The sequence below is a fragment of the Paraburkholderia ultramafica genome (assembly GCF_902859915.1).
GTDB classification, from domain to species: domain Bacteria; phylum Pseudomonadota; class Gammaproteobacteria; order Burkholderiales; family Burkholderiaceae; genus Paraburkholderia; species Paraburkholderia ultramafica.
Window position 1 is genome coordinate 53,997 of record NZ_CADIKK010000018.1, and the last position, 24,110, is coordinate 78,106.

At 64.2% G+C, this 24,110-nt stretch carries 20 protein-coding genes and 2 pseudogenes; 12 read left to right on the forward strand and 10 right to left on the reverse strand.

The window, feature by feature from the left end; genetic code table 11:
- The first annotated feature begins 8 nt into the window (after positions 1 to 8).
- The 4 genes from HV744_RS19865 to HV744_RS19880 all read left to right on the forward strand — a co-directional run bounded on the left by HV744_RS19865 (position 9) and on the right by HV744_RS19880 (position 4,684).
- On the forward strand, positions 9 to 1,664 hold the full coding sequence (locus HV744_RS19865) for a type IV pilus secretin PilQ (RefSeq protein WP_246279118.1): 1,656 nt from the start codon (positions 9 to 11) through the stop codon (positions 1,662 to 1,664).
- 105 nt (positions 1,665 to 1,769) lie between these two features.
- Complete coding sequence (locus HV744_RS19870) at positions 1,770 to 2,321, forward strand: shikimate kinase (protein ID WP_175151230.1); 552 nt, start codon at positions 1,770 to 1,772, stop codon at positions 2,319 to 2,321.
- Positions 2,321 to 3,406, forward strand: coding sequence for a 3-dehydroquinate synthase (aroB, locus tag HV744_RS19875; RefSeq protein ID WP_175151133.1), 1,086 nt, complete (start codon positions 2,321 to 2,323; stop codon positions 3,404 to 3,406). The genes HV744_RS19870 and aroB overlap by 1 nt, the downstream gene beginning before the upstream one ends.
- Before the next feature lie 72 nt (positions 3,407 to 3,478).
- Positions 3,479 to 4,684, forward strand: a complete 1,206-nt coding sequence (locus tag HV744_RS19880) for a deoxyguanosinetriphosphate triphosphohydrolase (protein WP_175151134.1) — start codon at positions 3,479 to 3,481, stop codon at positions 4,682 to 4,684.
- Between the two features lie 168 nt (positions 4,685 to 4,852).
- Here HV744_RS19880 and HV744_RS19885 read toward each other — a convergent pair whose 3' ends face one another.
- Both HV744_RS19885 and HV744_RS19890 read right to left on the reverse strand, forming a co-directional pair.
- The gene (locus HV744_RS19885) at positions 4,853 to 5,233 is read right to left on the reverse strand and encodes an ElaB/YgaM/YqjD family protein (protein WP_175151135.1); all 381 of its coding nucleotides are present in this window, start codon (positions 5,231 to 5,233) and stop codon (positions 4,853 to 4,855) included.
- A gap of 360 nt (positions 5,234 to 5,593) precedes the next feature.
- Positions 5,594 to 6,319 carry an OmpW/AlkL family protein gene (locus HV744_RS19890; RefSeq protein ID WP_175151136.1) on the reverse strand — a complete coding sequence of 242 codons (726 nt, stop codon included), beginning with the start codon at positions 6,317 to 6,319 and terminating at the stop codon, positions 5,594 to 5,596.
- Positions 6,320 to 6,506: 187 nt separating this feature from the next.
- Here HV744_RS19890 and HV744_RS19895 point away from each other — a divergent pair, with 187 nt between their 5' ends.
- The 3 genes from HV744_RS19895 to HV744_RS19905 all read left to right on the forward strand — a co-directional run bounded on the left by HV744_RS19895 (position 6,507) and on the right by HV744_RS19905 (position 13,812).
- Positions 6,507 to 7,214, forward strand: a complete 708-nt coding sequence (locus tag HV744_RS19895) for a transposase (protein WP_042329221.1) — start codon at positions 6,507 to 6,509, stop codon at positions 7,212 to 7,214.
- Positions 7,215 to 7,506: 292 nt separating this feature from the next.
- Positions 7,507 to 12,210: a glutamate synthase-related protein gene (locus tag HV744_RS19900; protein WP_175151137.1), complete on the forward strand. Its 4,704-nt coding sequence runs from the start codon at positions 7,507 to 7,509 to the stop codon at positions 12,208 to 12,210.
- 132 nt (positions 12,211 to 12,342) lie between these two features.
- Positions 12,343 to 13,812 carry a glutamate synthase subunit beta gene (locus tag HV744_RS19905; protein WP_175151138.1) on the forward strand — a complete coding sequence of 490 codons (1,470 nt, stop codon included), beginning with the start codon at positions 12,343 to 12,345 and terminating at the stop codon, positions 13,810 to 13,812.
- Positions 13,813 to 14,077: 265 nt separating this feature from the next.
- Here HV744_RS19905 and HV744_RS19910 read toward each other — a convergent pair whose 3' ends face one another.
- A complete protein-coding gene (locus HV744_RS19910) occupies positions 14,078 to 15,343 on the reverse strand; it encodes a D-amino acid dehydrogenase (RefSeq protein ID WP_175151139.1) in 1,266 nt (421 codons plus the stop codon).
- Positions 15,344 to 15,360: 17 nt separating this feature from the next.
- Positions 15,361 to 15,840: pseudogene (locus HV744_RS19915) on the reverse strand (MFS transporter); the annotation flags it as partial.
- 387 nt (positions 15,841 to 16,227) lie between these two features.
- Here HV744_RS19915 and HV744_RS19920 point away from each other — a divergent pair.
- Entirely contained in the window at positions 16,228 to 17,124 is an 897-nt protein-coding gene (locus HV744_RS19920; RefSeq protein ID WP_246279119.1) for a tyrosine-protein phosphatase, read from the forward strand.
- Between the two features lie 171 nt (positions 17,125 to 17,295).
- Here the strand turns inward: HV744_RS19920 and HV744_RS19925 are convergent, their stop codons facing one another.
- The gene (locus tag HV744_RS19925) at positions 17,296 to 18,567 is read right to left on the reverse strand and encodes an ATP-binding protein (RefSeq protein WP_175151140.1); all 1,272 of its coding nucleotides are present in this window, start codon (positions 18,565 to 18,567) and stop codon (positions 17,296 to 17,298) included.
- Positions 18,564 to 19,304, reverse strand: coding sequence for a response regulator (locus tag HV744_RS19930; protein WP_175151141.1), 741 nt, complete (start codon positions 19,302 to 19,304; stop codon positions 18,564 to 18,566). Before HV744_RS19930 ends, HV744_RS19925 begins: the two co-directional genes overlap by 4 nt.
- A 407-nt stretch (positions 19,305 to 19,711) precedes the next feature.
- On the opposite strand from HV744_RS19930, the gene HV744_RS19935 reads away from it, so the two are divergent.
- From HV744_RS19935 to HV744_RS19950, 4 genes are all read left to right on the forward strand, one after another.
- Positions 19,712 to 19,894 carry a hypothetical protein gene (locus HV744_RS19935; RefSeq protein ID WP_175151142.1) on the forward strand — a complete coding sequence of 61 codons (183 nt, stop codon included), beginning with the start codon at positions 19,712 to 19,714 and terminating at the stop codon, positions 19,892 to 19,894.
- A 45-nt stretch (positions 19,895 to 19,939) separates the two neighbouring features.
- Positions 19,940 to 20,107 carry a DUF6726 family protein gene (locus HV744_RS19940; RefSeq protein WP_343056436.1) on the forward strand — a complete coding sequence of 56 codons (168 nt, stop codon included), beginning with the start codon at positions 19,940 to 19,942 and terminating at the stop codon, positions 20,105 to 20,107.
- Between the two features lie 3 nt (positions 20,108 to 20,110).
- A complete protein-coding gene (locus tag HV744_RS19945) occupies positions 20,111 to 20,824 on the forward strand; it encodes a hypothetical protein (RefSeq protein ID WP_175151143.1) in 714 nt (237 codons plus the stop codon).
- An 83-nt stretch (positions 20,825 to 20,907) separates the two neighbouring features.
- Complete coding sequence (locus HV744_RS19950) at positions 20,908 to 21,579, forward strand: flagellar basal body L-ring protein FlgH (RefSeq protein WP_175151232.1); 672 nt, start codon at positions 20,908 to 20,910, stop codon at positions 21,577 to 21,579.
- Positions 21,580 to 21,654: 75 nt separating this feature from the next.
- Here the strand turns inward: HV744_RS19950 and HV744_RS19955 are convergent, their stop codons facing one another.
- The 4 genes and pseudogenes from HV744_RS19955 to HV744_RS37440 form a co-directional block, all read right to left on the reverse strand.
- Positions 21,655 to 22,392, reverse strand: coding sequence for a response regulator (locus HV744_RS19955; protein WP_175151144.1), 738 nt, complete (start codon positions 22,390 to 22,392; stop codon positions 21,655 to 21,657).
- 90 nt (positions 22,393 to 22,482) lie between these two features.
- Positions 22,483 to 23,124 carry a hypothetical protein gene (locus HV744_RS19960; RefSeq protein WP_175151145.1) on the reverse strand — a complete coding sequence of 214 codons (642 nt, stop codon included), beginning with the start codon at positions 23,122 to 23,124 and terminating at the stop codon, positions 22,483 to 22,485.
- A gap of 68 nt (positions 23,125 to 23,192) precedes the next feature.
- The gene (locus HV744_RS19965) at positions 23,193 to 23,654 is read right to left on the reverse strand and encodes a hypothetical protein (RefSeq protein WP_175151146.1); all 462 of its coding nucleotides are present in this window, start codon (positions 23,652 to 23,654) and stop codon (positions 23,193 to 23,195) included.
- A 61-nt stretch (positions 23,655 to 23,715) separates the two neighbouring features.
- A pseudogene (locus HV744_RS37440) lies at positions 23,716 to 24,105 on the reverse strand (SDR family NAD(P)-dependent oxidoreductase); the annotation flags it as partial.
- Positions 24,106 to 24,110: the final 5 nt, after the last annotated feature.

Below are 24,110 nucleotides of genomic sequence, written 5' to 3' on the forward strand. Positions count from 1 at the left end.
GTGTTCGCATGTATCCCGGTGTTCGAGCCTGTGTCGGCCTCTATGTCAGCGCGGCGCTAAGCGGTGGCATCGCGCAGGCTTCGACGCCACCGCTGCCATCCCTGCCGCCGCTGCCAAGCTATATGCCGCGCGACGACGCGGTTGCGGCTGCCGACACCGCGTACGACGCAGCACCGCTGCCGCGCGCTGTTTCCGCCGAAGTGCCGAACCCGTTTCGCGACGATTCAGCGGAAGACCCCGGCATATCGCGAACAGCCGCACCGTCGAGCAACGTCAATGCGGACGACTTCACCGCTGCCGCCGAAGGTTCCGTGCCGCTGGGCAAGCAGGCGGCTGCCCCGGCTCGCGACGATGCCGTGGGCGCCACCGCGCTCGAAGGTCCGCCAGTGCCGCTGCCGCCGCGCGTACGCCTGAGCGACGCGCCGAAAAGCGCCGCCGACACCGGACTGGCCGCCGATGACAAACCGATCTCGCTGAACTTCCAGCGAGCCGAACTCGGCGCCGTGCTCAAAGCGTTCGCCGAGTTCACAGGCCTGAACATCGTCGCGAGCGAAAGAGTGCGCGGCGCCGTTTCGCTGCGGCTCGACAAGGTGCCATGGCGCACCGCATTCGACACCTTGCTCGACGTCAACAACCTGGCAATGGAGCGCCACGGCAATGTGATCTGGGTCGCGCCGGTCGCGGATCTGGCCGCGCGCGAGCGGCAGCGTTTCGAAGCGCACGCGCGGGCCGCCGATCTCGAGCCGCTCGCAAGCCGCACGTTCGAACTGCACTACGCGCATGCCGAGGACGTGCGGCGCCTGCTGACCGGCTCGGGCACCCAGCGCGTGTTGTCCAAACGCGGCGCCGTGACCGCCGATCCGCGCACCAATCTGCTGTTCGTGACCGATCTCGCGGGGCGGCTCGAACAGATCGCGGCGCTGCTCGCTGCGGTCGACCGGCCGACCCGCCAGGTGCTGATCGAAGCGCGTATCGTCGAGGGTGATCATGGCTTTTCGCGCAATCTCGGCGTGCGGCTGTCGCTGGCGGCCAGTAGCACGGACGGTACGGCGAAAGGCCTGAGCGGCGGCGCGGACGGCACCGTCTACGATCTGTCGGCCCGGCCGATTTCCGGTTTCGACGCCGCCACCGCCGGGCTGACGTTGTTCGCAGCCGGGGCGACGCGGCTGCTGAACATCGAGCTGAGCGCGCTCGAGGCCGAGGGGCGCGGGAAAATCGTCTCGAGCCCGCGGGTCGTCACCGCGGACCGGATGAAAGCGGTGGTCGAGCAGGGCACCGAACTGCCGTATCAGGCCAAGGTGGGGCAGGGTGTGTCTGGCGTGCAGTTTCGGCGGGCCACGCTCAAACTGGAGGTTGAGCCGCAAATCATGCCGGACGGCAGGGTGGTGCTGGACCTCGACGTCGCTAAAGACAGCGTCGGCGAACAGACCGATGCGGGCCCCGCGATCAACACCAAACACGTACAAACGCGCGTCGAAGTCGAGGATGGTGGTACGGTGTCGATCGGCGGAATTTACGCGACCGATGACCGGGACGATGTGACTCGGGTGCCTGTCCTGGGCAAAATACCCGTTTTGGGCGCGCTTTTTCGCAATCGGGCGCATCGCGACGCGCGCAGCGAACTGGCTGTTTTCATTACGCCGCGCGTCGTTCAGATAAATTAGGGCGTGCTGCCACCGCGCGCCAGCGTCGGCGCGCAGGCTCGACAAGGCAGCCGCTTTGCCAGTAAGCTGCGGCACGAACCATACCGGATTAGCCAGAGGACACCGTTGCAAGCGCGGGACGCACACGCCAATGTATTTTTTGTAGGACTCATGGGGGCAGGGAAAACCACCGTGGGCCGGGCCATTGCGCGCCGTCTCGAGCGCCCGTTCTTCGATTCCGACCATGAAATCGAGGCGCGCACGGGCGCGCGCATCCCGGTGATCTTCGAGCTGGAGGGCGAAGCAGGCTTCCGCGAACGCGAGGCGAGCGTGATTGCCGAGCTCACCGGGCGCGACAATATCGTGCTGGCGACCGGCGGCGGCGCGGTGCTGCGGCCGGAAAATCGCGAGGCACTGCGAAGTCGCGGGGTGGTGATCTATCTGCGCGCCAATCCTCACGATCTGTGGTTGCGCACCCGGCGCGACAAAAATCGCCCGCTTTTGCAAACCGAAGACCCCAAAGCACGCCTCGAAGCGCTCTACGAAGTGCGCGACCCGCTCTACCGCGAATGCGCGCATTTCGTGATTGAAACCGGCCGGCCTTCGGTCAACGGACTCGTCAACATGGTTCTGATGCAGCTCGAGATGGCCGGCGTCGCCAAACATCCTGCGTCATAATGGACCGTATGATTACCGTCAACGTCGAACTGGGCGAGCGCGCCTACCCCATCCATATCGGTGCCGATCTGATCGGCCAGACCGCGCTGTTCGCGCCGCATATCGCCGGCAGTTCGGTCACGATCGTCACGAATACCACGGTCGACCCGCTTTACGGCGACACGCTGCGCGCCGCGCTGGCGCCGCTCGGCAAACAGGTGTCGACGGTCATATTGCCGGACGGCGAGGCGCACAAGAATCTCGCAACCCTGAACCTGATTTTCGACGCGCTGCTCGGCTCGCGCGCCGATCGCAAGACCACGCTGATCGCACTGGGCGGCGGCGTGATCGGCGATATGACGGGGTTCGCCGCGGCCTGCTACATGCGTGGCGTGCCGTTCATCCAGGTGCCGACCACGTTGCTGTCGCAGGTGGATTCGTCGGTGGGCGGCAAGACCGGCATCAATCATCCGCTCGGCAAGAACATGATCGGCGCGTTCTACCAGCCGCAAGCGGTGATCGCCGACATTGGCGCGCTGCGCACGTTGCCTGCGCGTGAACTGGCGGCAGGCGTCGCCGAAGTGATCAAGACCGGCGCGATCGCCGACGCCGGTTTTTTCAACTGGATCGAAGCCAATATCGACGCGTTGAATCGCTGCGAACCCGAAGCGCTGACCGAGGCGGTCAAGCGTTCGTGCGAAATCAAGGCGTCGGTGGTGGCGCAGGACGAGCGCGAAGGCGGACTGCGCGCGATCCTCAACTTTGGCCACACCTTTGGCCACGCGATCGAGGCCGGCCTCGGCTACGGCGAGTGGCTGCACGGCGAGGCGGTCGGCTGCGGGATGGCGATGGCGGCGGATCTGTCCGTGCGCATGGGCTATCTCGAAGAAGCCGCGCGCCGGCGTCTGGTCGACGTGATCGTCGCAGCGCATTTGCCGACCAGGGCGCCTGCACTCGGCGAAGCCCATTATGTCGAGCTGATGCAGGTCGACAAGAAAGCCGAAGCCGGCGCGATCAAATTCATTCTGCTGAAGCGTTTCGGTGAGACGCTGATCACCCAGGCGCCCGACGCCGAGGTGCACGCCACGCTGGCCGCCGCTGTCTAGATACGACGAAGCATTCCAGCCAGGCATCAAGCACCAGCGTCACGAGGCGCCGCCCATGTTTCGGAGAACCCGGTGACTGACAGGCGCAGCGACGATGTAAAGCATGACCCGGCGGCAGGCATCGCGGCAATCGCCGTGCCGACGCAGGAGGCACTCGAAGCGCACCTCGCGCCGTACGCGGCGCATTCCGCCCAGTCGCGCGGCCGCCGCTATCCTGAAGCCGCGCCGAGCGCGCGCACCGAGTTCCAGCGCGACCGCGACCGCATCGTCCACTCGACGGCTTTCCGCCGGCTCGAGTACAAAACCCAGGTGTTCGTGAATCACGAGGGCGACCTGTTTCGCACGCGCCTCACGCACAGCCTGGAGGTCGCGCAGATCGCGCGCTCGGTGGCGCGCAATCTGCGCGTCAACGAAGACCTTGTCGAAGCCATCTCGCTTGCCCACGATCTCGGCCACACGCCGTTCGGCCATGCCGGCCAGGACGCACTGAACGAATGCATGCGTGAGCATGGCGGCTTCGAGCACAACCTGCAAAGCCTCGCGGTGGTCGACGATCTCGAGGAGCACTATGGCGCGTTCAATGGACTGAACCTCTGCTTCGAAACCCGCGAGGGCATCCTCAAGCATTGCTCGCGTGAAAACGCGCGGCGGCTCGGCGCGCTGGGCGAGCGCTTTCTCGAAGGACGGCAACCGTCGATCGAAGCGCAAATCGCCAATGTCGCCGATGAGATCGCGTACAACAATCACGACGTCGACGACGGTTTGCGCTCAGGCTTGCTCACGGTCGAGCAGCTCGCCGAAGTGGAGTTGTGGCAGACGCACTACGAGGCGTCGCGTCGCGACTTCCCGCAGATCGAAGGGCGCAGGCTGATCCATGAGACGGTGCGCCGCATCATCAATACGCTGGTCGTCGACCTGATCGATACGACCAAGCTGAATCTGGCCCGGCACGCGCCGACGTCGCTGGACGCTGTGCGCGCCGCGCCTGCGCTCGTCGCGCACAGTGACGCGATCGCCGCCCAGGCCGCGGCGCTCAAGCGCTTTCTGTTCAAGAACCTGTACCGCCATTACCGGGTGATGCGCATGGCCAACAAGGCGCGCCGCGTCGTGGTGGGTCTGTTCGACGCGTTCACGGAAGACCCGCGGCTGTTGCCGCCCAGCTATCAATCGACGGACGTGACGCAGCAATCGCGTCTGATCGCCCATTACATTGCGGGCATGACGGATCGCTATGCGGTGAAGGAATACCAGCGGCTGTTCGTGATCGACGACAACTAGGCGGCGCGACGCGAGCGCGCGTCGGTGCCACACGAGGCACAGGCAGCAAACGGCACCACACTGCGGCGCCGTTGCAACCGCAAACTCGCCACCAGAACTAATCAAAGCCGCCGATGCGACGGCGTCCCGAGCTGCCGATCAGCGCAATCTAGTGCGATTCAGCGCAACTCAGCGCAACCGCGACGCGAACAACGCGCCCGCGATCAACGCAATACCGCCGACGATCGCAATCGTCTGCCACGGGTTTTCGTGCACGTAATCGTCGGCGTCGGCGATCGCGACTTCGGCGCGTTCGCGCACGGCTTCGCGGGTGTCGTTCAAGCGGGCGCGTGCCGCGTCCAGTTGTTTGCGCAGCTTGCTGCGCAACGCCACGGCGTCGGCATGGGTGCCGTCCGCCAGCGTGGATTCGAGTTCCGACATTAGCGTGCGCAACTCGCCTGCAATGTCTTCGGCCGCATGGCGGCTATGGCGAGCGATGCGGCGCGCGCGGCGGCTCGTGCTGGTCCAGGATTCGCCGAGGGCGTCTCTCGTATTCGGAAGTGCTGTCATGATCGCTCCGTCGATGAGGGTGAAAAGAGTCCCAAGTGGTGTCACGAAGACGCAGTGTCGCGCCGCAGGAAGCACTGTGAGAACGCAACTTCGGTGCCAAACCCGCGGGCCTTCAGGGCGTGGCGCGGGTAACGTGGCGCGGGTGAATTATCGCCAGCAGATATTGCACCAGCCAAGGCGGTTCCGGGTCAAATTTACAAATGCTCACGCCTGCTTACCGCGTGCCCCTCGGCATGCAGCGATTCAGTCATTGCGTTGCACGCGCAAAATGAAAAACGCCTTCGTCGGATAGATGAAGGCGTTGTCCAAGCGACGAAAATTCGACTACCCTAGCTCTACGGCCCCTAATTTTTCGAGGCGTTAGAAACGGTAACCGATGTTGACGTAGGTAACGATCGGGTTCAGCTTGATCTTGGTCTGCGATTGCACGTTCAACGTGCCGACTGGCGTGCTGGCTGCGGTGTTCAGCTTGGCGGTCGTGCTGAGCGGCAGGTACGAGATCGAGACACCCGCGAACCAATGCTGGTTGAACGCGTACGTGAAACCGGCATTAAACACCGGCTCCCACGAACTATCCGTGGAGACGCTGGTCGGACCATGCAGAACGTTAGCTTCGAATGCGCTGTTGGAGATCTTTTCGTCGGTGAACCAGATGCGGCTCACGCCGACGCCGAGATACGGACGGAACGTGGCGGTCGGGGCGTTGAAGTAGTACTTGAACAGCAGAGTCGGGCTCCACTGTTTTGCCTGGCCCAGCTTGCCGAATTGGTCAAGGCTGCCCGAGCCGTTGAGATCGAACGACGGTGGGTAGCCGATAACGAATTCGGTTGCGATGTGATCCGTGATGAAATAGCCGGCAGTCAGGCCGATCGTATCGCCCGAACTAAGTGTTGCTCCGGTGTTGGCTTCTGTGATGTTGGTCGGGCTGCCGCCAATGCTTGTTACTTTCAACGGGTCGCTGCTCGATTGAGGCGCAAAGTGGAACCAGCCCGTCGTGACGAAAAAGCTGCCGGCCGATTGTGCGTGCGCTGCCGTTGTCATGCAGACTAGCGCCGCCATCCCCGTTACGGCCTGTTTTAATTTCATATGTGCTCCTCCAAAAAAGGCCCGCTCATTATGACGAGAACGTTTGAAACAAACCATACGCGGCGGTTAGAGCTTTCTCCCTAAGCGCCGCGCGCTTTCTGGCTTAGCCGCGCCGCGCCGAACCTCGGGCGCATGCGGTTCTTCGGACCTTCGGGTATGTACCAACGCGACTATCGGATACTTCAGCATGGCACGGCTTGCACGTCTTTATGTCCCTGACCAGCCGCAGCACGTCATCCTCCGCGGGCTCGATCAGCAGCCCGCATTCGTCGACGACCAGGACTACGAACTCTTCATCGACTGCCTGAAAGCGGCGTCGCGCGACCATCACTTGTCGATCCACGCATACGCGTTGATGCCGGGCGCCGTGCAACTGCTCGTCACTCCGACCGAGGAGTCGAGTCTGCCCAAAGCGATGCAGGCGGTGGGGCGTCGCTACGTCGCGCACTTCAATCGGCGCTACGCGCGTCGCGGCACGCTATGGGAAGGCCGCTACCGCGCCACGGTGATCGAAGGCGAGCGGTACTTCCTGCTGGCGAGCCGCGTCGTCGAGATGTGTCCGGTGCGTGCGCAACTGGTCAGCGCGCCGGAAGACTATCGCTGGTCGAGCTACCGCCATCACATCGGCCTCACGCTCGACAGCCTGATCACCGACCATCCGTTGTACTGGTCGCTCGGCAATACGCCGTTCGAGCGACAGCGCGCGTATCGCGAATTGTGCGAGCAGCCGCTCGACGAGCGCGAAGCCAGCCAGCTTCAGCAGGCCACGCTGAAAGGCTGGGTTTTGGGCAGCGACACGTACCGGGAATGGGCGGCGCGGGCCGCAAACCGGCGTGTATCGCCGCTGCCGCGCGGCCGGCCGCGCAAAGTGCGCGAGACGCCGCATACGCAATAAAACGTTTCGCATCAAAGGGCTGCATGAAAACGGCATCGCGCATGCCGTTTTCTTTCGCCCCATTTTGATGTGGCACCAATAAAAACTAACCGCAATGCACCAATTTGATAATTGGGGTTCAATCATCAGGTTTTATTTGCTATTCCATTGATTCGTCGCGTATATTCCGAATTCCGGCGCTTTTTGGTATGTCTGGCATTCAGCCAAAGAGCGCCGTCGTGGTTGCAATGCAAACTGCGGCAATAGAAAAACGGTTTAACGGCCTGTCCGGCCCCTCACAGACGGTGTCCCCATGAACGACCACCAGCAACCGACTCACCCGGTTCCCGCCGCGCAAGGTCTGTACGACCCGCAAAACGAGCACGACGCCTGCGGCGTCGGCTTCGTCGCTCACATCAAGGGCCACAAGAGCCACGAGATCATCGAGCAAGGCCTGAAGATTCTCGAGAACCTCGACCACCGGGGCGCCGTCGGCGCCGATCCGCTGATGGGCGACGGCGCGGGCATCCTGATCCAGATTCCGGACGGTTTCTATCGTGAGGAAATGGCGAGGCAAGGCGTGACGCTGCCGCCGCACGGCGAGTACGGCGTCGGCATGGTATTCCTGCCGAAGGAACACGCGTCGCGCCTCGCTTGCGAACAGGAACTGGAGCGCACGGTGAAGGCCGAAGGCCAGGTCGTGCTGGGCTGGCGCGACGTGCCGGTCGACCACACGATGCCGATTTCGCCCACCGTGAAGGCGAGCGAGCCGCTGATCCGCCAGATCTTCATTGGCCGCGGCAAGGACATCATCGTGACCGACGCGCTCGAGCGGAAGCTGTACGTGATCCGCAAGACCGCGAGCCACCGCATCCAGGCGCTCAAGCTCAAGCACGGCAAAGAATACTTCGTGCCGTCGATGTCGGCGCGCACTGTGGTCTACAAGGGCCTGCTGCTGGCCGGCCAGGTCGGCGTGTATTACCGCGACCTGCAGGACGAGCGCACCGTCTCGGCGCTGGCGCTGGTGCACCAACGCTTCTCGACCAACACCTTCCCGGCGTGGGAGCTGGCTCACCCGTACCGGATGATCGCCCACAACGGCGAAATCAACACGGTGAAGGGCAACGTCAACTGGCTGAACGCCCGTACCGGCGCGATCGCGAGCCACGTGCTCGGCGACGATCTGCCGAAACTGTGGCCGCTGATCTATCCGGGCCAATCGGACACCGCATCGTTCGACAACTGTCTCGAACTGCTGGTGATGGCCGGCTACCCGCTCGTCCACGCGATGATGATGATGATCCCGGAAGCCTGGGAACAGCACACGCTGATGGACGACAACCGCCGCGCGTTCTACGAATACCACGCCGCGATGATGGAGCCGTGGGACGGCCCCGCTGCAATCGCTTTCACCGACGGCCGCCAGATCGGCGCGACGCTCGACCGTAACGGTCTGCGTCCGGCGCGCTACATCGTCACCGATGACGACCTCGTCATCATGGCGTCGGAAGCGGGCACGCTACCGATCCCCGAGTCGAAGATCGTCAAGAAGTGGCGTCTGCAGCCGGGCAAGATGTTCCTGATCGACATGGAACACGGCCGCATCATCGACGACAAGGAACTGAAGGACAACCTCGCGAACGCCAAGCCGTACAAGAGCTGGATCGACGCGGTCCGGATCAAGCTCGACGAAATCGAGGCGAAGGCCGAAGACGTCGCGACGGAACGCCGCGAAGCCGCTGCTTTGCTGGATCGTCAGCAGGCGTTCGGCTACACGCAGGAAGACCTCAAGTTCCTGATGGCGCCGATGGCGCAAGCCGGCGAAGAAGCGGTCGGTTCGATGGGCAACGACTCGCCGCTGGCGGTCATGTCCAACAAGAACAAGACGCTGTATCACTACTTCAAGCAGCTGTTCGCGCAAGTAACGAACCCGCCGATCGACCCGATCCGCGAAAACATGGTGATGTCGCTGGTGTCGTTCGTCGGCCCGAAGCCGAACCTGCTGGACACGAACAACATCAACCCGCCGATGCGTCTCGAAGTGTCGCAGCCGGTGCTCGACTTCAAGGACATCGCGAAGATCCGCGCGATCGATCAGTACACGGGCGGCAAGTTCAGCTCGTATGAACTGAACATCTGCTATCCGGTCGCCTGGGGCAAGGAAGGCATCGAAGCGCGTCTCGCGTCGCTGTGCGCGGAAGCCGTCGATGCGGTCAAGTCCGGCTACAACATGCTGATCGTGTCGGACCGCAAGACCGACCGCGACAACGTCGCGATTCCGGCGCTGCTGGCTACCGCGGCGATCCACACGCACCTCGTGCAGCAAGGTCTGCGCACGAGCACGGGTCTGGTCGTCGAAACCGGCTCGGCGCGTGAAACGCACCACTTCGCGTTGCTCGCGGGCTACGGCGCGGAAGCCGTGCACCCGTACCTGGCGATGGAAACGCTCGGCCAGCTCGCGGCCGGCCTGAAGGGCGACCTGTCGGCGGAGAAGGCGGTCTACAACTTCACCAAGGCAGTCGGCAAGGGCCTGCAGAAGGTCATGTCGAAGATGGGCATTTCGACCTACATGTCGTACACCGGCGCGCAGATTTTCGAAGCGGTCGGTCTGGCTGAAGACCTGGTGTCGAAGTACTTCAAGGGCACGTCGTCGAAGGTCGGCGGCATTGGACTGTTCGACGTCGCGGAAGAAGCGATCCGTCTGCACCGCGACGCGTTCGGCGACAACCCGATCCTCGCGAACATGCTCGACGCGGGCGGCGAGTACGCCTACCGCGTGCGCGGCGAAGAACACATGTGGACGCCGGATGCGATCGCCAAGCTGCAACATTCGGCGCGCAGCAACTCGTATCAGACGTACAAGGAATATGCGCATCTGATCAACGATCAGACCAAGCGTCACATGACGTTCCGCGGCCTGTTCGAATTCAAGTTCGATCCGACCAAGGCGATCCCGCTCGACGAAGTCGAATCGGCGAAGGAGATTGTCAAGCGTTTCGCGACCGGCGCGATGTCGATGGGCTCGATCAGCACGGAAGCGCACGCTACGCTGGCCGTCGCGATGAACCGCATCGGCGGCAAGTCGAACACCGGCGAAGGCGGCGAGGACGCAAACCGTTATCGCCACGAACTGCGCGGCATTCCGATCAAGAACGGCGACACGATGAAGTCCGTGATCGGCGACGAAGTGATCGTCGACATTCCGCTGAAGGACGGCGATTCGCTGCGTTCGCGGATCAAGCAGGTGGCGTCGGGCCGCTTCGGCGTGACGGCGGAATACCTCGCGTCGGCCGATCAGATCCAGATCAAGATGGCGCAGGGCGCGAAGCCGGGCGAAGGCGGTCAGCTGCCGGGCCACAAGGTGTCGGACTACATCGGCAAGCTGCGTTACTCGGTGCCGGGCGTCGGCCTGATTTCGCCGCCGCCGCACCACGACATCTACTCGATCGAAGACCTGGCGCAGCTGATTCACGACCTGAAGAACGCCAACACCGCGGCTAGCGTGTCGGTGAAGCTGGTGTCGGAATCGGGCGTCGGCACGGTTGCCGCGGGTGTCGCGAAGGCGAAGGCCGATCACGTCGTGATCGCCGGCCATGACGGCGGCACCGGCGCATCGCCGCTGTCGTCGGTCAAGCATGCCGGCACGCCGTGGGAACTGGGTCTCGCCGAAACGCAGCAAACCCTGGTGCTGAACCAGTTGCGCGGCCGTATCCGCGTGCAGGCCGACGGTCAGATGAAGACCGGCCGCGACGTCGTGATAGGCGCGCTGCTCGGCGCGGACGAGTTCGGCTTCGCGACGGCGCCGCTGGTCGTCGAAGGCTGCATCATGATGCGCAAGTGTCACCTGAACACCTGCCCGGTCGGCGTCGCGACGCAAGATCCGGTGTTGCGTGCGAAGTTCCAGGGCCAGCCGGAACACGTCGTGAACTTCTTCTTCTTCGTTGCGGAAGAAGCGCGCGAGATCATGGCGCAACTAGGCATCCGCAAGTTCGACGACCTGATCGGCCGCGCCGAACTGCTCGACACGAAGAAGGGCATCGAGCACTGGAAGGCGAAGGGTCTCGACTTCTCGCGTGTGTTCTATCTGCCGCAAGTGCCGGCTGAAGTGGCGCGCAAGCACGTCGACGCGCAGGACCACGGCCTCGATAAGGCACTCGACCACACGCTGATCGAGAAGGCGAAGGCCGCGATCGAGAAGGGCGAGCACGTCTCGTTCATCCAGCCGGTGCGCAACGTGAACCGTACGGTCGGCGCGATGCTGTCCGGCACGATCGCGAAGAAGTATGGCCACGACGGCCTGCCCGACGACACGGTGCACATCCAGTTGAAGGGCACCGCGGGCCAGAGCTTCGGCGCGTTCCTCGCGAAGGGCGTCACGCTGGATCTGGTCGGCGACGGCAACGACTACGTGGGCAAGGGCCTGTCGGGCGGCCGCATCATCATCCGTCCGACCAACGATTTCCGCGGCAAGTCGGAAGAGAACATCATCTGCGGCAACACGGTGATGTACGGCGCGATCGAAGGCGAAGCATTCTTCCGCGGCGTCGCCGGCGAGCGTTTCTGCGTGCGTAACTCGGGCGCGACGGCGGTTGTCGAAGGCACGGGCGACCACGGTTGCGAATACATGACGGGCGGCACGGTGGTTGTGCTCGGCGAAACGGGCCGTAACTTCGCGGCCGGCATGTCGGGCGGCGTCGCCTATGTGTTCGATCCGGACAGCACGTTCGCGAGCAAGTGCAACAAGTCGATGGTCGCGCTCGATCCGGTCTTGCAACAGGCCGAACAGGAACGCACGGTCGACAAGGGCTTGTGGCACTGCGAGACCACCGACGAAGCGCTGCTCAAGGGCCTCATCGAGCGTCACTTCCAGTTCACCGGTTCGCCGCGGGCGAAAGCGCTGCTCGAAAACTGGGATGCGTCGCGCCGTCAATTCGTGAAGGTATTCCCGACCGAATACAAGCGCGCGCTGGGCGAGCTGGCTGCGAAGAAGGCGAACAAGGAAGTCCTCGCCGCCTAACTGGCCAAACTCGGGCGCGGCCTGCTGCGCCACCCGCAGACGTCACATTTAGCCGTACCCGCCGCGTCTCGATCGTTCGATGCGCGGCGGGTGTAGATCACCCCACCTGATACAGATAGAGAAGAGAACCACATGGGCAAGGCAACCGGTTTTCTCGAGTTCGAACGCCGCCACGAGGCGTACGAAGCTCCGCTCACGCGTGTGAAGCACTACAAGGAATTCGTCGCGGCACTGAGCGACGACGAAGCGAAGATTCAAGGCGCGCGCTGCATGGACTGCGGCATTCCGTTCTGCAACAACGGCTGCCCGGTGAACAACATCATCCCGGACTTCAACGACCTGGTGTTCCATCAGGACTGGAAGAACGCGATCGAAGTGCTGCACTCGACGAACAACTTCCCGGAGTTCACGGGCCGCATCTGCCCGGCGCCGTGCGAAGCGGCGTGCACGCTCGGCATCAACGACGACCCGGTCGGCATCAAGTCGATCGAGCACGCGATCATCGACAAAGCCTGGGCCGAAGGCTGGGTTGCACCGCAGCCGCCGAAGCACAAGAGCGGCAAGAAGGTCGCGGTGGTCGGCTCTGGCCCCGCCGGTTTGGCCGTCGCGCAGCAACTCGCGCGCACGGGGCACGATGTCACCGTGTTCGAGAAGAACGACCGCATCGGTGGCTTACTGCGTTATGGCATTCCCGACTTCAAGCTGGAGAAGTGGCTGATCGACCGCCGCATGCGCCAGATGGAAGCCGAAGGCGTGACGTTCCGCGCCAACGTGTTCATCGGCAAGGCGGATTCGCTGCCGGAATACATCGGCAACACGGCGAAGGAAACAATCACGCCGGCCGAGCTGAAAGAACAGTTCGACGCAGTCGTGATCGCAGGGGGGTCGGAAACGCCGCGCGATCTGCCGGTGCCGGGCCGCGAGCTGGAAGGCATCCACTACGCGATGGAATTCCTGCCGCAGCAGAACAAGGTCAACGCCGGCGACAAGGTCGCGAACCAGTTGCTCGCGAAGGGCAAGCACGTAGTCGTGATCGGCGGCGGCGATACCGGTTCGGACTGCGTTGGCACGTCGAATCGTCACGGTGCGAAGAGCGTCACGCAATTCGAACTGCTGCCGCAACCGCCGGAAGAAGAGAACAAGCCGCTCGTGTGGCCGTACTGGCCGATCAAGCTGCGCACGTCGTCGTCGCATGACGAAGGCTGCGAGCGCGATTGGGCGGTCGCGACCAAGCGCCTCGAAGGCAAGAACGGCAAGGTCGAGAAGCTGATCGCCGCGCGCGTCGAATGGAAGGACGGCAAGATGCAGGAAGTGCCGAACTCGGAATTCGAAATGAAGGCCGATCTGGTGCTGCTCGCGATGGGCTTCACTCAACCGGTGTCGCCGGTGCTCGAAGCGTTCGGCGTCGACAAGGATGCGCGCGGCAATGTGCGTGCGACGACCGAAGGCGACAGGGCGTATTACACGTCGGTGGACAAGGTGTTCACCGCGGGCGATATGCGTCGCGGCCAGTCGCTGGTGGTGTGGGCGATCCGCGAAGGCCGTCAGTGCGCGCGTTCGGTCGATGCGTTCCTGATGGGTCATTCGGAACTGCCGCGCTAAAAAGTCGTCTGTCATGCAACATGGTTGCTGCCGGTTTTCGCCCCTGGGCGTAAAAGCCGGCTAATGCTTGCAGGAAGAGGTGGAGACGACAATGTGCTACATGATTGGCACATAAAGCGGCACATAAGCGGTACAGCAAAGCGGTAAAAAACAAAGCCGGGCCACCCGAGAGGGCGGACCCGGCTTTTTCACGTCCGGTGGGCCGTAAGCATAGTGCGGCGCGCGCGTGAGCTTTCCCGCTCGAGTCACGCGCCGGTTCGCGGCGTTACTTCCGATACCGCGTCAACGTCAGCCCTTCAAGATCGATCTCCGGCTTACGCTGTGCGATCAGATCCGCGACCACGCGCCCCGAGCCCATCGACATCGCCCAACCCGTCGAGCCGTGCCCGAGGTTCAGCCACAGATTGTCCACGCCGGATGGACCGAGCAGCGGTGCGCCGTCGGGTGTCATCGGACGGCGGCCGACCCAGAAATGCGCGGACGTGGGATTGGCCGCATGCGGGAACCAGTCGCGGAGCACTTTCATCAACGTCTGCAACGCCTGCTCGCGCAACGTCGTCAGGCCGTTGCCGAGTTCCGCCGTGCCCGCCACCCGCAAGTTGTTGCCGAAGCGCGTGATCGCCGTTTTCAGCGACTCGTCCATCAGCGCCGCGCGCGGGGCTTTTTCTTCGTCGATGACGGGCAAGGTTGCCGAATAGCCTTTCACCGGATAGAGCGGCACCTTCACGCCGAGCGGTGCGAGCAGCGCCGCGCTATCGACGCCCAATGCCACCACGACCGCATCGGCCTGCAATGTCTGCGGACCGCGCTCGCTGTCGATCCGCACGCCACGCACCGCGCCACCTTGCACATCGAGCGACGCGACGCGGGTGTCGAAGCGAAAGCGCACGCCGTTGCGCTCGCAGATTGCGCGCAGTTCGCGAGTGAAGCGGGCGCAATCGCCGGCTTCGTCGTCGGGCAGGTAGAGACCGGAGAGCGGCGCCTGACTTGCCCAGCGCAAACCCGGTTCGATCTCGACACACTGCGCCGCGCTGACTTGCCGATGCGCAATGCCAGCGTCACGCAGCACCGCGAGCGCCGGTTGCGCGAGCTCGACGTCGTACTCGCTGCGGAATAGCTGCAGATAGCCCTGGCTGCGGCCGTAATCGAACGGATGGCGGCCGCGAAATTCGTGCAGGCAATCGCGGCTGTAGTAAGCGACGCGCTGCATCCGCTGCTTGTTGACGCGAAAGCGTTCGAGATCGCATTCGCGCAGCCAGCGCGCGATCCAGCGCCATTGCGCCGGATCGAAGGTCGGCCGGAAGACCAGCGGCGAGGCCTGCTTGAACAGGTATTTGAGAATCTTCGCCGGCATGCCCGGCGCGGCCCATGGTGTCACATAGCCTGGCGCGATGACGCCGGCGTTGCCGAAACTGGTGGCGAGCGCGACGTCGGGCTCGCGTTCGATCACCGTGACTTCGCAGCCTTGCTGGCACAGGTAAAAAGCGCTGGCGACGCCGATCACGCCGCCGCCGAGAACAATCGTTTTCATGTGTGTGTACTGCGAATGACGATGACCGCGGCCGCCCAGCCGGACGACCAGCTGCTCTGCACGGTGCCGACGGCTTTGGCGCGATGCTGCGGCGAACGGATGGTCTCGGCCATCATGATCGTCACGACCGACCACTCACCGCCGAAACCGATGCCTTGCAGCGTGCGGGTCGTGAGCAGTTGCCAGAACGAGTTGGTGAAGCCGGACAGGAAGGTGAAAATCGCGAAGGTGGCGATGGTCCATTGCAGCACGCGGATGCGGCCATAGCGATCGGCGAGAATACCGGCGAGCCAGCCGCCGATTGCCGCCGAGATCAGCGAACTGGTGGCGATCATGCCGGCTTCGCTTTTGCTTATCCCCCACGTCGCGATCAGCGTCGGGATGAGGAATGAGTAGATCATGAAGTCGAAGGCATCGACTGCGTAGCCGCCGAAGCCGGCGTAAAGGGTGAGGCGCTCGCGCGGGGTCAACTCGGTGAACCATTGGAGAGAAGGCATGTTTTATTGTGGTCTCCAGGTCTTTCTGCCAGCGGGGGGCTTGATAGAAGGGTGTTTGTATTCTACGGAGATGTGGCGTCGCGCGGCCAGTTGTGGACAAAAATGGCAGGCACCGGTAATTGCCGATAAGAGACGAAAGCGTGTGGAAACCGGTTTGGCAACAAGCCGGCGCCGCTGGCCGGCCCGCTCGACCCGTCATTAGTGGGCAAACGCGGACCGCGCGTTCCCTTACCAACTACTACTGTGTAACGCAAAAGATATTGACCACCGTTAAACTGCCCCCGCAGCGCCGATGCTGCGAACAACTCCCTCACGCCCGCGCCAGCCACGCCTAATGCCCGCAATCGCGAAAATCTGCTCGCCTTCCCGCCGCTTCGCGAGCCGATCGTGAGGGCGAACCACCGCACGCTCGACGGCCTATCCGCGTCGCGCAGGGGCTTTCTCAAGGGTTCCGCCAGCGTCGTGCTGGTCTCCGGTCTGGGCAGCGCGCTGCTCTCGGCGTGCGGTGGCGGCGGCCTCGACGCCGATCTGCCGGAAACACCGCGTCTCGCGTCGGTCAGCAATTTCCGCGATCTGGCGGGCGTCGGCGCCGGCTACGCGACCGTCGACGGCAAGCGGATGCGCCGTGGCGCCTTCTATCGCGCGAATGTACTGACACTCAGCAGCGCCGACGAAGCGTCGATCGACAAGCTCGGCATCGCGTCGGTCTACGATCTGCGCACGCCGGGCGAAATCGCGCGAAGCGACGATGTGCTGCCGGGTGGTGCGGCATCGCAGGCGCTCAACGTGCTCGGCATCAGCGACTTCGTTGCGCCTGCTCTGGATACGGCGGCGGCCGCCGTCGCGTTCATGGAAGCGCAGGCGCGCGCCTACGTGACCGGCGCCGCGCAGTGTGACGCGTACGGCAAGCTGTTGACGCACCTGGCCGACGGCGCCGGCGCGCAACTGTTTCATTCGAATGCAGGTAAGGATCGCGCCGGCTGGGTCGCGGCGCTATTGCTCAGCATCGCCAACGTCCCGCTCGACCTCATCATGCAGGACTATCTGCTCAGCAACACTTATCTGGAGGCGTCGATCAACGCGCAGACCAGCACGTTGCGCGAGCAGGACGGCGAAGCGGCCGTAACAATCCAGACGCCGTTGCTGGTGGTTCAGGAAAGTTATCTGCAAGCCGGCTTCGACCAGGTGCAGTCGAGCTACGGCACGATGGCGAACTATCTGACGCGCGGCTTAGGCATGTCGCAAACGACGATCGACACGTTGCGCACCCGGCTCGTGAGCTGAGCCGCGTCGAATCCGTGGGCTCCGGGCAAAAAAAGTCCGCCCCAACTGACTGGGCGGACGGAGAAGGGCGGCATCGAGGTTGCCGGGCATGACTATAAGGTTGCAGCCCGCGCGAAGGTTCATCCGGTAAGGTCCGGTAAGCGCCAGCGCCCGCCGCCGATCCACTCTCCGTTAAGCCGGCGTGGCGACAACCGGCAATTCGATCCGCACTTCCAGCCCGCCTTGTGCGTGATTGCGCACGTGACAACGTCCGCCGCGATCGTGCGCGAGCCGCGCGACGATCGCGAGGCCGAGGCCGCAATGGCCTTCGCCGCCGCGCGCGACGTCGAGCCGGACGAACGGCTTCATCGCCGCGGCGATGCGGTCGTCGGGAATGCCTGAGCCGTGATCGCGCACGCTGATCACCCAATGCCGGTCGTCGCGCGCGGTGGCGATATCCACCGGCGGCGTGCCGTGTTCGAGCGCGTTGTCGACGAGGTTCGTCACGAGCCGGTCGAGCAGCGTGCGCGGCAGCGTGAACGACGGGCCGGCGCGCAGATCGAGCGTGAACAGCGGCGCTTCGGTGCTGTCTCCGGCGGAAAACTGTTCCTGCAGAAATTCTTCGACTTCGACCGGCGGCCCCGCGTCGGCGGACTGGCCGGCGAATTCGAGAAATTGCTGGACGATGTTGGTCAACGAATCGACGTCGCGGATCAGACCGGCGCGCTCGTTCTCCGCCACCAGCACGCTCGCGCGCAGTTTGAGCCGCGTGAGCGGCGCTTTCAGATCGTGCGCGACGCCGGCCAGCATCACCGCCTGGTCGTCGCCGGCTTCGTTCAGGCGCCGCATCATGTCGTTGAACGAACCAATCAGATCACGCAGTTCGCGCGGGCCTTGCACGGTCACTGGTTCCGGCCGGCCGCCCGAGCCGAACGCGCGCGCGGCGTCGGCGACGCGCGACAGCGGCCGCTGCATCTGCCAGACCGCGAGCAGCGACAGGATCAGCGCGGCGAACAGCATCGACACGCCTTCGACAAAGAAACGCGGGCGCGGCGGCACGTCGACCGGCAGGACCACCCAGTTCGACTTGCCGGGAAACAGCACCCAGAGTTGCGGCGGGAGCACGTCGTCGACGGCGATCTGCGTGCCGGGCGGCAGGTTCTCCCGCAAATGCCGGCTCAGTTCGGCCAGCGGATGACCCGTGGGCGCACGCAGATGCACGCTCGCCGGCATGTTCCAGGTGGGGACGAGATGCACGCGCATCGCGGGCGCGAGCGCGGCGCCTTTCATCGGTTCGCCGTTGATGGCTTGCAGCACCAGCAGAATGCCGCGTGCGAAGCCGTCGATTTCATGGCGCGGCGGCTGCATCACCACCAGCACGAACCAGCCGGCCTGAATCGCGAACAACACCGCCGCCGACAGCAACGCCATTCTGCCGAATAGCGTGTTCAGCGGATTTTTCATGCGCTTGGGGCGGCCTCGTCGGCGAAGGGGGTACCGTCGGCGTCGGGCACGAACACGTAGCCTTTGCCGCGCACTGTCTGCACGTAGCAGGGATTGGACGGATCGTCTTCGATCACGCGGCGCAGGCGCCAGATCGGCACGTCGAGACTGCGGTCGCGGAACGCGAGATTGTCGCGATGCACGAGATCGTGAATCAGCACGCGCGACAACACCTTGTACGGGTTGTTGACGAAGATCTTCAGGAGCGCGAATTCACTGTCGCGCAACGGCAGTTTCGAGTCGTCGCGCGACAGGGAGCGGGTCGCGAAATCAAGTTCGAACGGACCGAAGCGATACCGCTTGCGGGCTTCCGGCGCGCTGGTGGTGCACGGTCCGCGACGGCGCAACACCGTATGGATGCGCGCGAGCAATTCGCGTGGATCGAACGGCTTGGTCAGATAGTCGTCCGCGCCGAGCGACAGCCCGACGATGCGGTCGGCCACCGTGCCGCGCGCGGTCACGAAGATCACCGGAATGTCGTCGCCGGCGGCGCGCAGCGCGGTGAGCGCGCGCAGACCGTCGGTGTTCGGCATCATGATGTCGAGCACGACGACCGACGGCCGTTCACGTTCGAGCCGGCGCTGGAGATGGGTGCCATCGTGCAGCACGGACGCGTCGAAGCCGTTCGATTGCAGAAACTTGCATAGCAGATCGCGTACGACCGGATCGTCGTCGACGATGAGGACCTGTGGATTCATGGCGAAATTCTAGACTGGTGCGCGCGACGCGCGGCCGACTGTTTTCTTACCAATGCTTACGGTGCGCCGCCCGGCTTGGGCCAACTCGCATGTCAAGCCCGCCACCGAAGGCTCACAGCATATTTCAGCATTGCCACATCTGGCAACGTGCGCCGGGGTGCGAAATTCGTGTCGCATCGCCGGCATCCGTCCGATGAAAGAATTCGCGCAATTGGAACCGATAGCAACCGCTCGGAACGGTTCGTAAGCACCGCCGGAAAGCGCGCTTTTCTTCGTGCATCGCGGGCGTAGGCGCGGCGAGATGATTCGTCGTGCAGTACGTTGCGCCGCATGCCGGAGACAGCCTTGATGCGTTGGGCCACGGCAGACGGCGTGAAATCGAAACCTGATGCCACGCGAGGCTCATCATGACCATTCCAAGCAACCTCAGTTCGACCCGCCTTTCTTCGCTGGCGAGCACGCCGGCCGCCGAAAAGCCCGCGACCGCCAACAATCCGGGCGCGACCAGGCAGCCACAGGAAAGCGCCGCCAAGGCGCACGCCTCGCTGCCCGCCGGCCTCGTCGGGCACAACGTCAATACGACAGCCTGATCCCACGAGGCCTGTGTGTCGACCCCGAGAATACCTGACCGCTTCATACGTGTCGTTGCGTGCTTGACGCTCGGCGCGGCGCTGCTGCCGCTCGGCGGCTGTGCCGTTGCCGCGCTGCCGTGCCGGCTGACTTCGGCCACGCTGAAAATTGTCCCGGTGGTCGGCCATGCCGCGGCCACGCCGTTCGATATGTGCGCCTCTGCCATTGACTGAATCATGACTCTCACCCGGATTGCCTGCGCGTTGGCGCTGCTAGGCGGCATCGTTTCGGTGGCCGCTCACGCGCAGCCCATTGCGCGCGAAGCGAAGGCGGCCAGCGCCGCGTCGAACAACGCGTCCGTCGACGCGCGCCGGCGCTCGCCGGACGCTCCGTTTGCTTTTCGCGGCGTGGCGCTCGGCATCACGCTCGATGAATTCCGCGCGGGCTCGACCGTGCGGGCGACGCCGCTCGGCAGCGTGCCCGTCTGCGAGACTGACGTGCAGGCGGGCACGCTCGGCATGCGGCTGAAGTCGCGCGAGAGCCTGACGGTCGCGTGCCGCTGGGCGCATCGCGCGGACGACCGCTGGGCGGTGTCGCAAGCGGTGGTCGACGGCGCGCCGGCGCTGGAGCACGTGCTGCGCTTCGCGCGGACCGACGCGCAAAGCGCGCTGCGTCTGTACGAGATTTCTTTCGTGATCGACGAACTCACCGCCGAGGACTTGCGCGACGCGCTCGCGGATCGATACGGACCGCCGCGTCTCGCGACGCAGAACGCGTCGGCGTCGGGCGCGATGCCGATGTACGTGTGGGAAAACGCGGTGAGCTCGATCACGTTGTGCTTTCTGCCGGGCAGCCGCAACGGCACGCTAACTTATCTGCTGAAGGGCTCGGACAAGTGGGTGAAGTCGGTCGTGCGGCAATGGCAGGCGAGCGGCGCCGAGGCGGGGTGATGAGTATGCCTGATTATCTGCGTGCCACGGCCAGGCCCATTTCGAACCCGGCCGATCCGGCCCATCCGCTCCAGGGAGCACGCATGACCGCGCTACGTCTTACTGTCGCGCTAGGCGCCGCAGCTTGTCTCGCGGCTTGCGCGAGCCATCAGCAGAACTCGATCGTCGAGACGCCGATGGCGCCGCCGCTCGCCTCGGCGCCGCTAAACGTCAACACGCAAGGTGCGATCTACCAGGCGGGCACGCCGCTGCTGCTTTACGAAACGCCGCGCGCCCAACATATCGGCGACGTGCTGACGATCCGCCTCGCGGAGTCGTATAGCGGCAACAATAGCTCGACCGCCGCCGCAAGCCGCTCGAGCAGCATCACCGCCGACGCCGCCGATCATTCGACCAACGCCGCCGCTCGGCTCGCGAGGCTGTTCAACATCGGCTCGGCGAGTACCGAATACAAAGGGCAGGGCAGTCTCACCGACATCAGCGGCATGAGCGGCACGCTGGCCGTTACCGTGATCGGCACGATGTCGACCGGCAACTTCGTGGTGTCGGGCGAGAAGCTGATCGCGATGAGCGGCAACCGCGACCGCTTGCGGCTGTCGGGCATCGTCAATCCGAAGGACATCGAAGCGGGCAACTATGTGGCGTCTAGCAAGGTCGCGAACGCGCGCATCGAGCAGGCCGGCGTGGGCATGGTGTCCGACTCCACGACGATGGGCTGGCTGCAGAGAATGTTCCTGAGCGTGCTGACTTTCTGAAGCCGGCACACGTGACGGGCGATGCGCGACGCAGCGCACACACCGCGCTTCGTGCATCGTTCATCGCGCAGCGCGCTAGGTTAGCGACGCGCTTCGCTCAGCCGCGCCAATCTCGCCGTCCGGCACGAAGACATAACCACGTCCCCACACGGTCTGCACATAGCGCGGCTCGGACGGGTCCACTTCGATCAGTCGGCGCAAACGCCAGATCGACACGTCCAGACTGCGATTGCGATGCGCTTCGTTGTTGCCGTGCAATTTCTCCAGCAATTGCGAGCGCGTGAGCACCGTCATCGCGTGGGTGACGAACACCTTGAGCATCGCGAATTCGCTCGAACGCAACGTGATGCGCTCGCCATCGCGGCGCAATTCGCGCGCCGGGAAATTCACTTCAAAACGACCGAAGTGATACGGCGCACGCTGCTCCGGCGCGCTCGGCGCAATCGTGCCGCGCCGGCGCAGCACCGTGCGAATCCGCGCGACCAGTTCGCTCGGTTCGAACGGCTTGCCGAGATAGTCGTCGGCGCCGAGTTCGAGACCGATCACACGGTCGATCGGATCGGCGCGCGCGGTCAGCAGGATCACGGGGATATCGTCGCCGGCGACGCGCAACGCGCGCAGCGCGCTGATGCCGTCGAGCTCCGGCATCATGATGTCGAGCACGACCAGCGCGGGACGCTCGTCCTGCAATTTGCGCTGCAGCGCCATGCCGTGTTCGAGCGTGGCGACCTTGAAGCCGCGCCCCTGCAGATATTCGCTGACGAGTTCTCGTACGACGGGGTCGTCGTCGACGACCAGAATGGATTGGTTCATTCAGGTTATCTTAGTGATCCGCGCGTGCCGAGCAAAGCTCGCGACGCTTTCGAATCCTTTCTCGTGTAGGACCAAGCAAGCAGCTGGCGCTCAATTCGCCTGCGAGGTTTGGATGGTCTGCATCGGCTGCCGCGCGAAGTCGGTCTGATCGACCACCATCCGGTCGATCAGACCGCTGAGCTTGGTCGACGCGGAGGAGAAGCGGTCGGTGTTGAGACCGCCGGTCTGATAGCGGGCCGTGACGAGAATGCGGCCGTTCTGGATCAGCGTCAGATCGATGATCGACAGATACTGGATCGATTCGTCGCTGAACGAGCGGCGGCCGTAATCGATTGCGGCGTTGTAGACGAGGCGCGCCTCGCATCCGGCGGGCGAGGTACCCGGATTGTAGACGTCCGAACGAATGCCGCGCCGGTCGAGCGCGAGTTGCAACGCCGGCACGAAATCGCCGACCGACACCATCTGGTTCACTTCGATGCAGACGTGATGCAGGTCGGCCGGCCGGCCATTGACGAAAGTCGGCGACGAATAGTTCGCCGCGATTGCGTAGCCCGCCTGAATCACCGAGCCGGTGGCGTCGGCCGCCTGGATCAGCGTCCACGCGCAGCCGTTCAGCCCGAGCGCGAGCGGAGCGGCAACGGCCAGCCGCGCGCACGGCCGCCGCAAGATGACCCACGCAGCCCGTGTGGCTCGCATGAAAGCGTCAGCGCGCATGCTCGGCGTGAAGGTCATGATGCGGTGCCGGGTGGCGGTCAGGGGATGCGGCGAATCACAACGGAGAACGGCGCTCAGACGCACGCTCAGCGCGTGACGCGCAGGCGCAGTTCGTTTTGCCCTTGCACGCTGGCCGTGACGTTGACGCGCCGGCCGGCGGTGGTCACGATGAAATGCTGACGCGTCGGCGTGTTGACGTCGTGCACGATGTTCGGAAAGCACGCAGCGATGTCGGCGCCGAATTCTTCGAGCGGGTCGTTGATTACGCCGTCAGCTTGCCAGTGCGCACGCCAGTGGCAATCGTACGCGTGCTGGTTGGCGCGGCAGTCATCGGTGTTCGACATGCCCGGCAGTTGCGCGGCGGCTTGGCCGTGCAGTTGCTTGAAATCGGCGGCATCGACGATGTGCTTGAGCGCGGGACAAACATCCGCCGGCTCGTTCGGCTGGGTGGCTTGCGCTGCGTGCGCGGCGCTCGTGAGCAGCAACGCTGCGCCGAGAGCGAGCGCGATGCGCTGGGTCAAAGGGTGGGAGCGGCGATCGAATGACATGGGCGGAGAGTCCAGTAGCAGTGAATGACGTTGGGGCCAGCAGGTGGTACGGCCCGCACGACTATCGTCGCTGCCAGCAGGCATTTTCAAAGGGCGGAACAGCCTGCCCGCTTCGCAAATGCTTGCGAACTCTTCTCGCGTGTTTCCGGATGTTGCGTTGTATTGCGATGCGGCGTGTGAGGGGTGCGCCGGTGTGTCGTGCGTCGCTGCGTGGCGAGCGGGACGAACTCAGCGCGATCACGCGGCCGCGCTTCGACGTTTCCAGGGCAGGGGTTGCGCGTTTGACGAGCCCGGCAAACGCGGCCGGGATCGCGGCGAAGGCGGCGCTGAATGCGTCGGGGTCGAGTGCGTTGAGGGTTTGGCGTTGCGCGTGCCCCGCGTTGGCGACCAGTTGATCGAGCGCGCCGAAGCTTGCCAGCGTTTGATGGATCACATGTTCCGCGGCGCCACGCACGT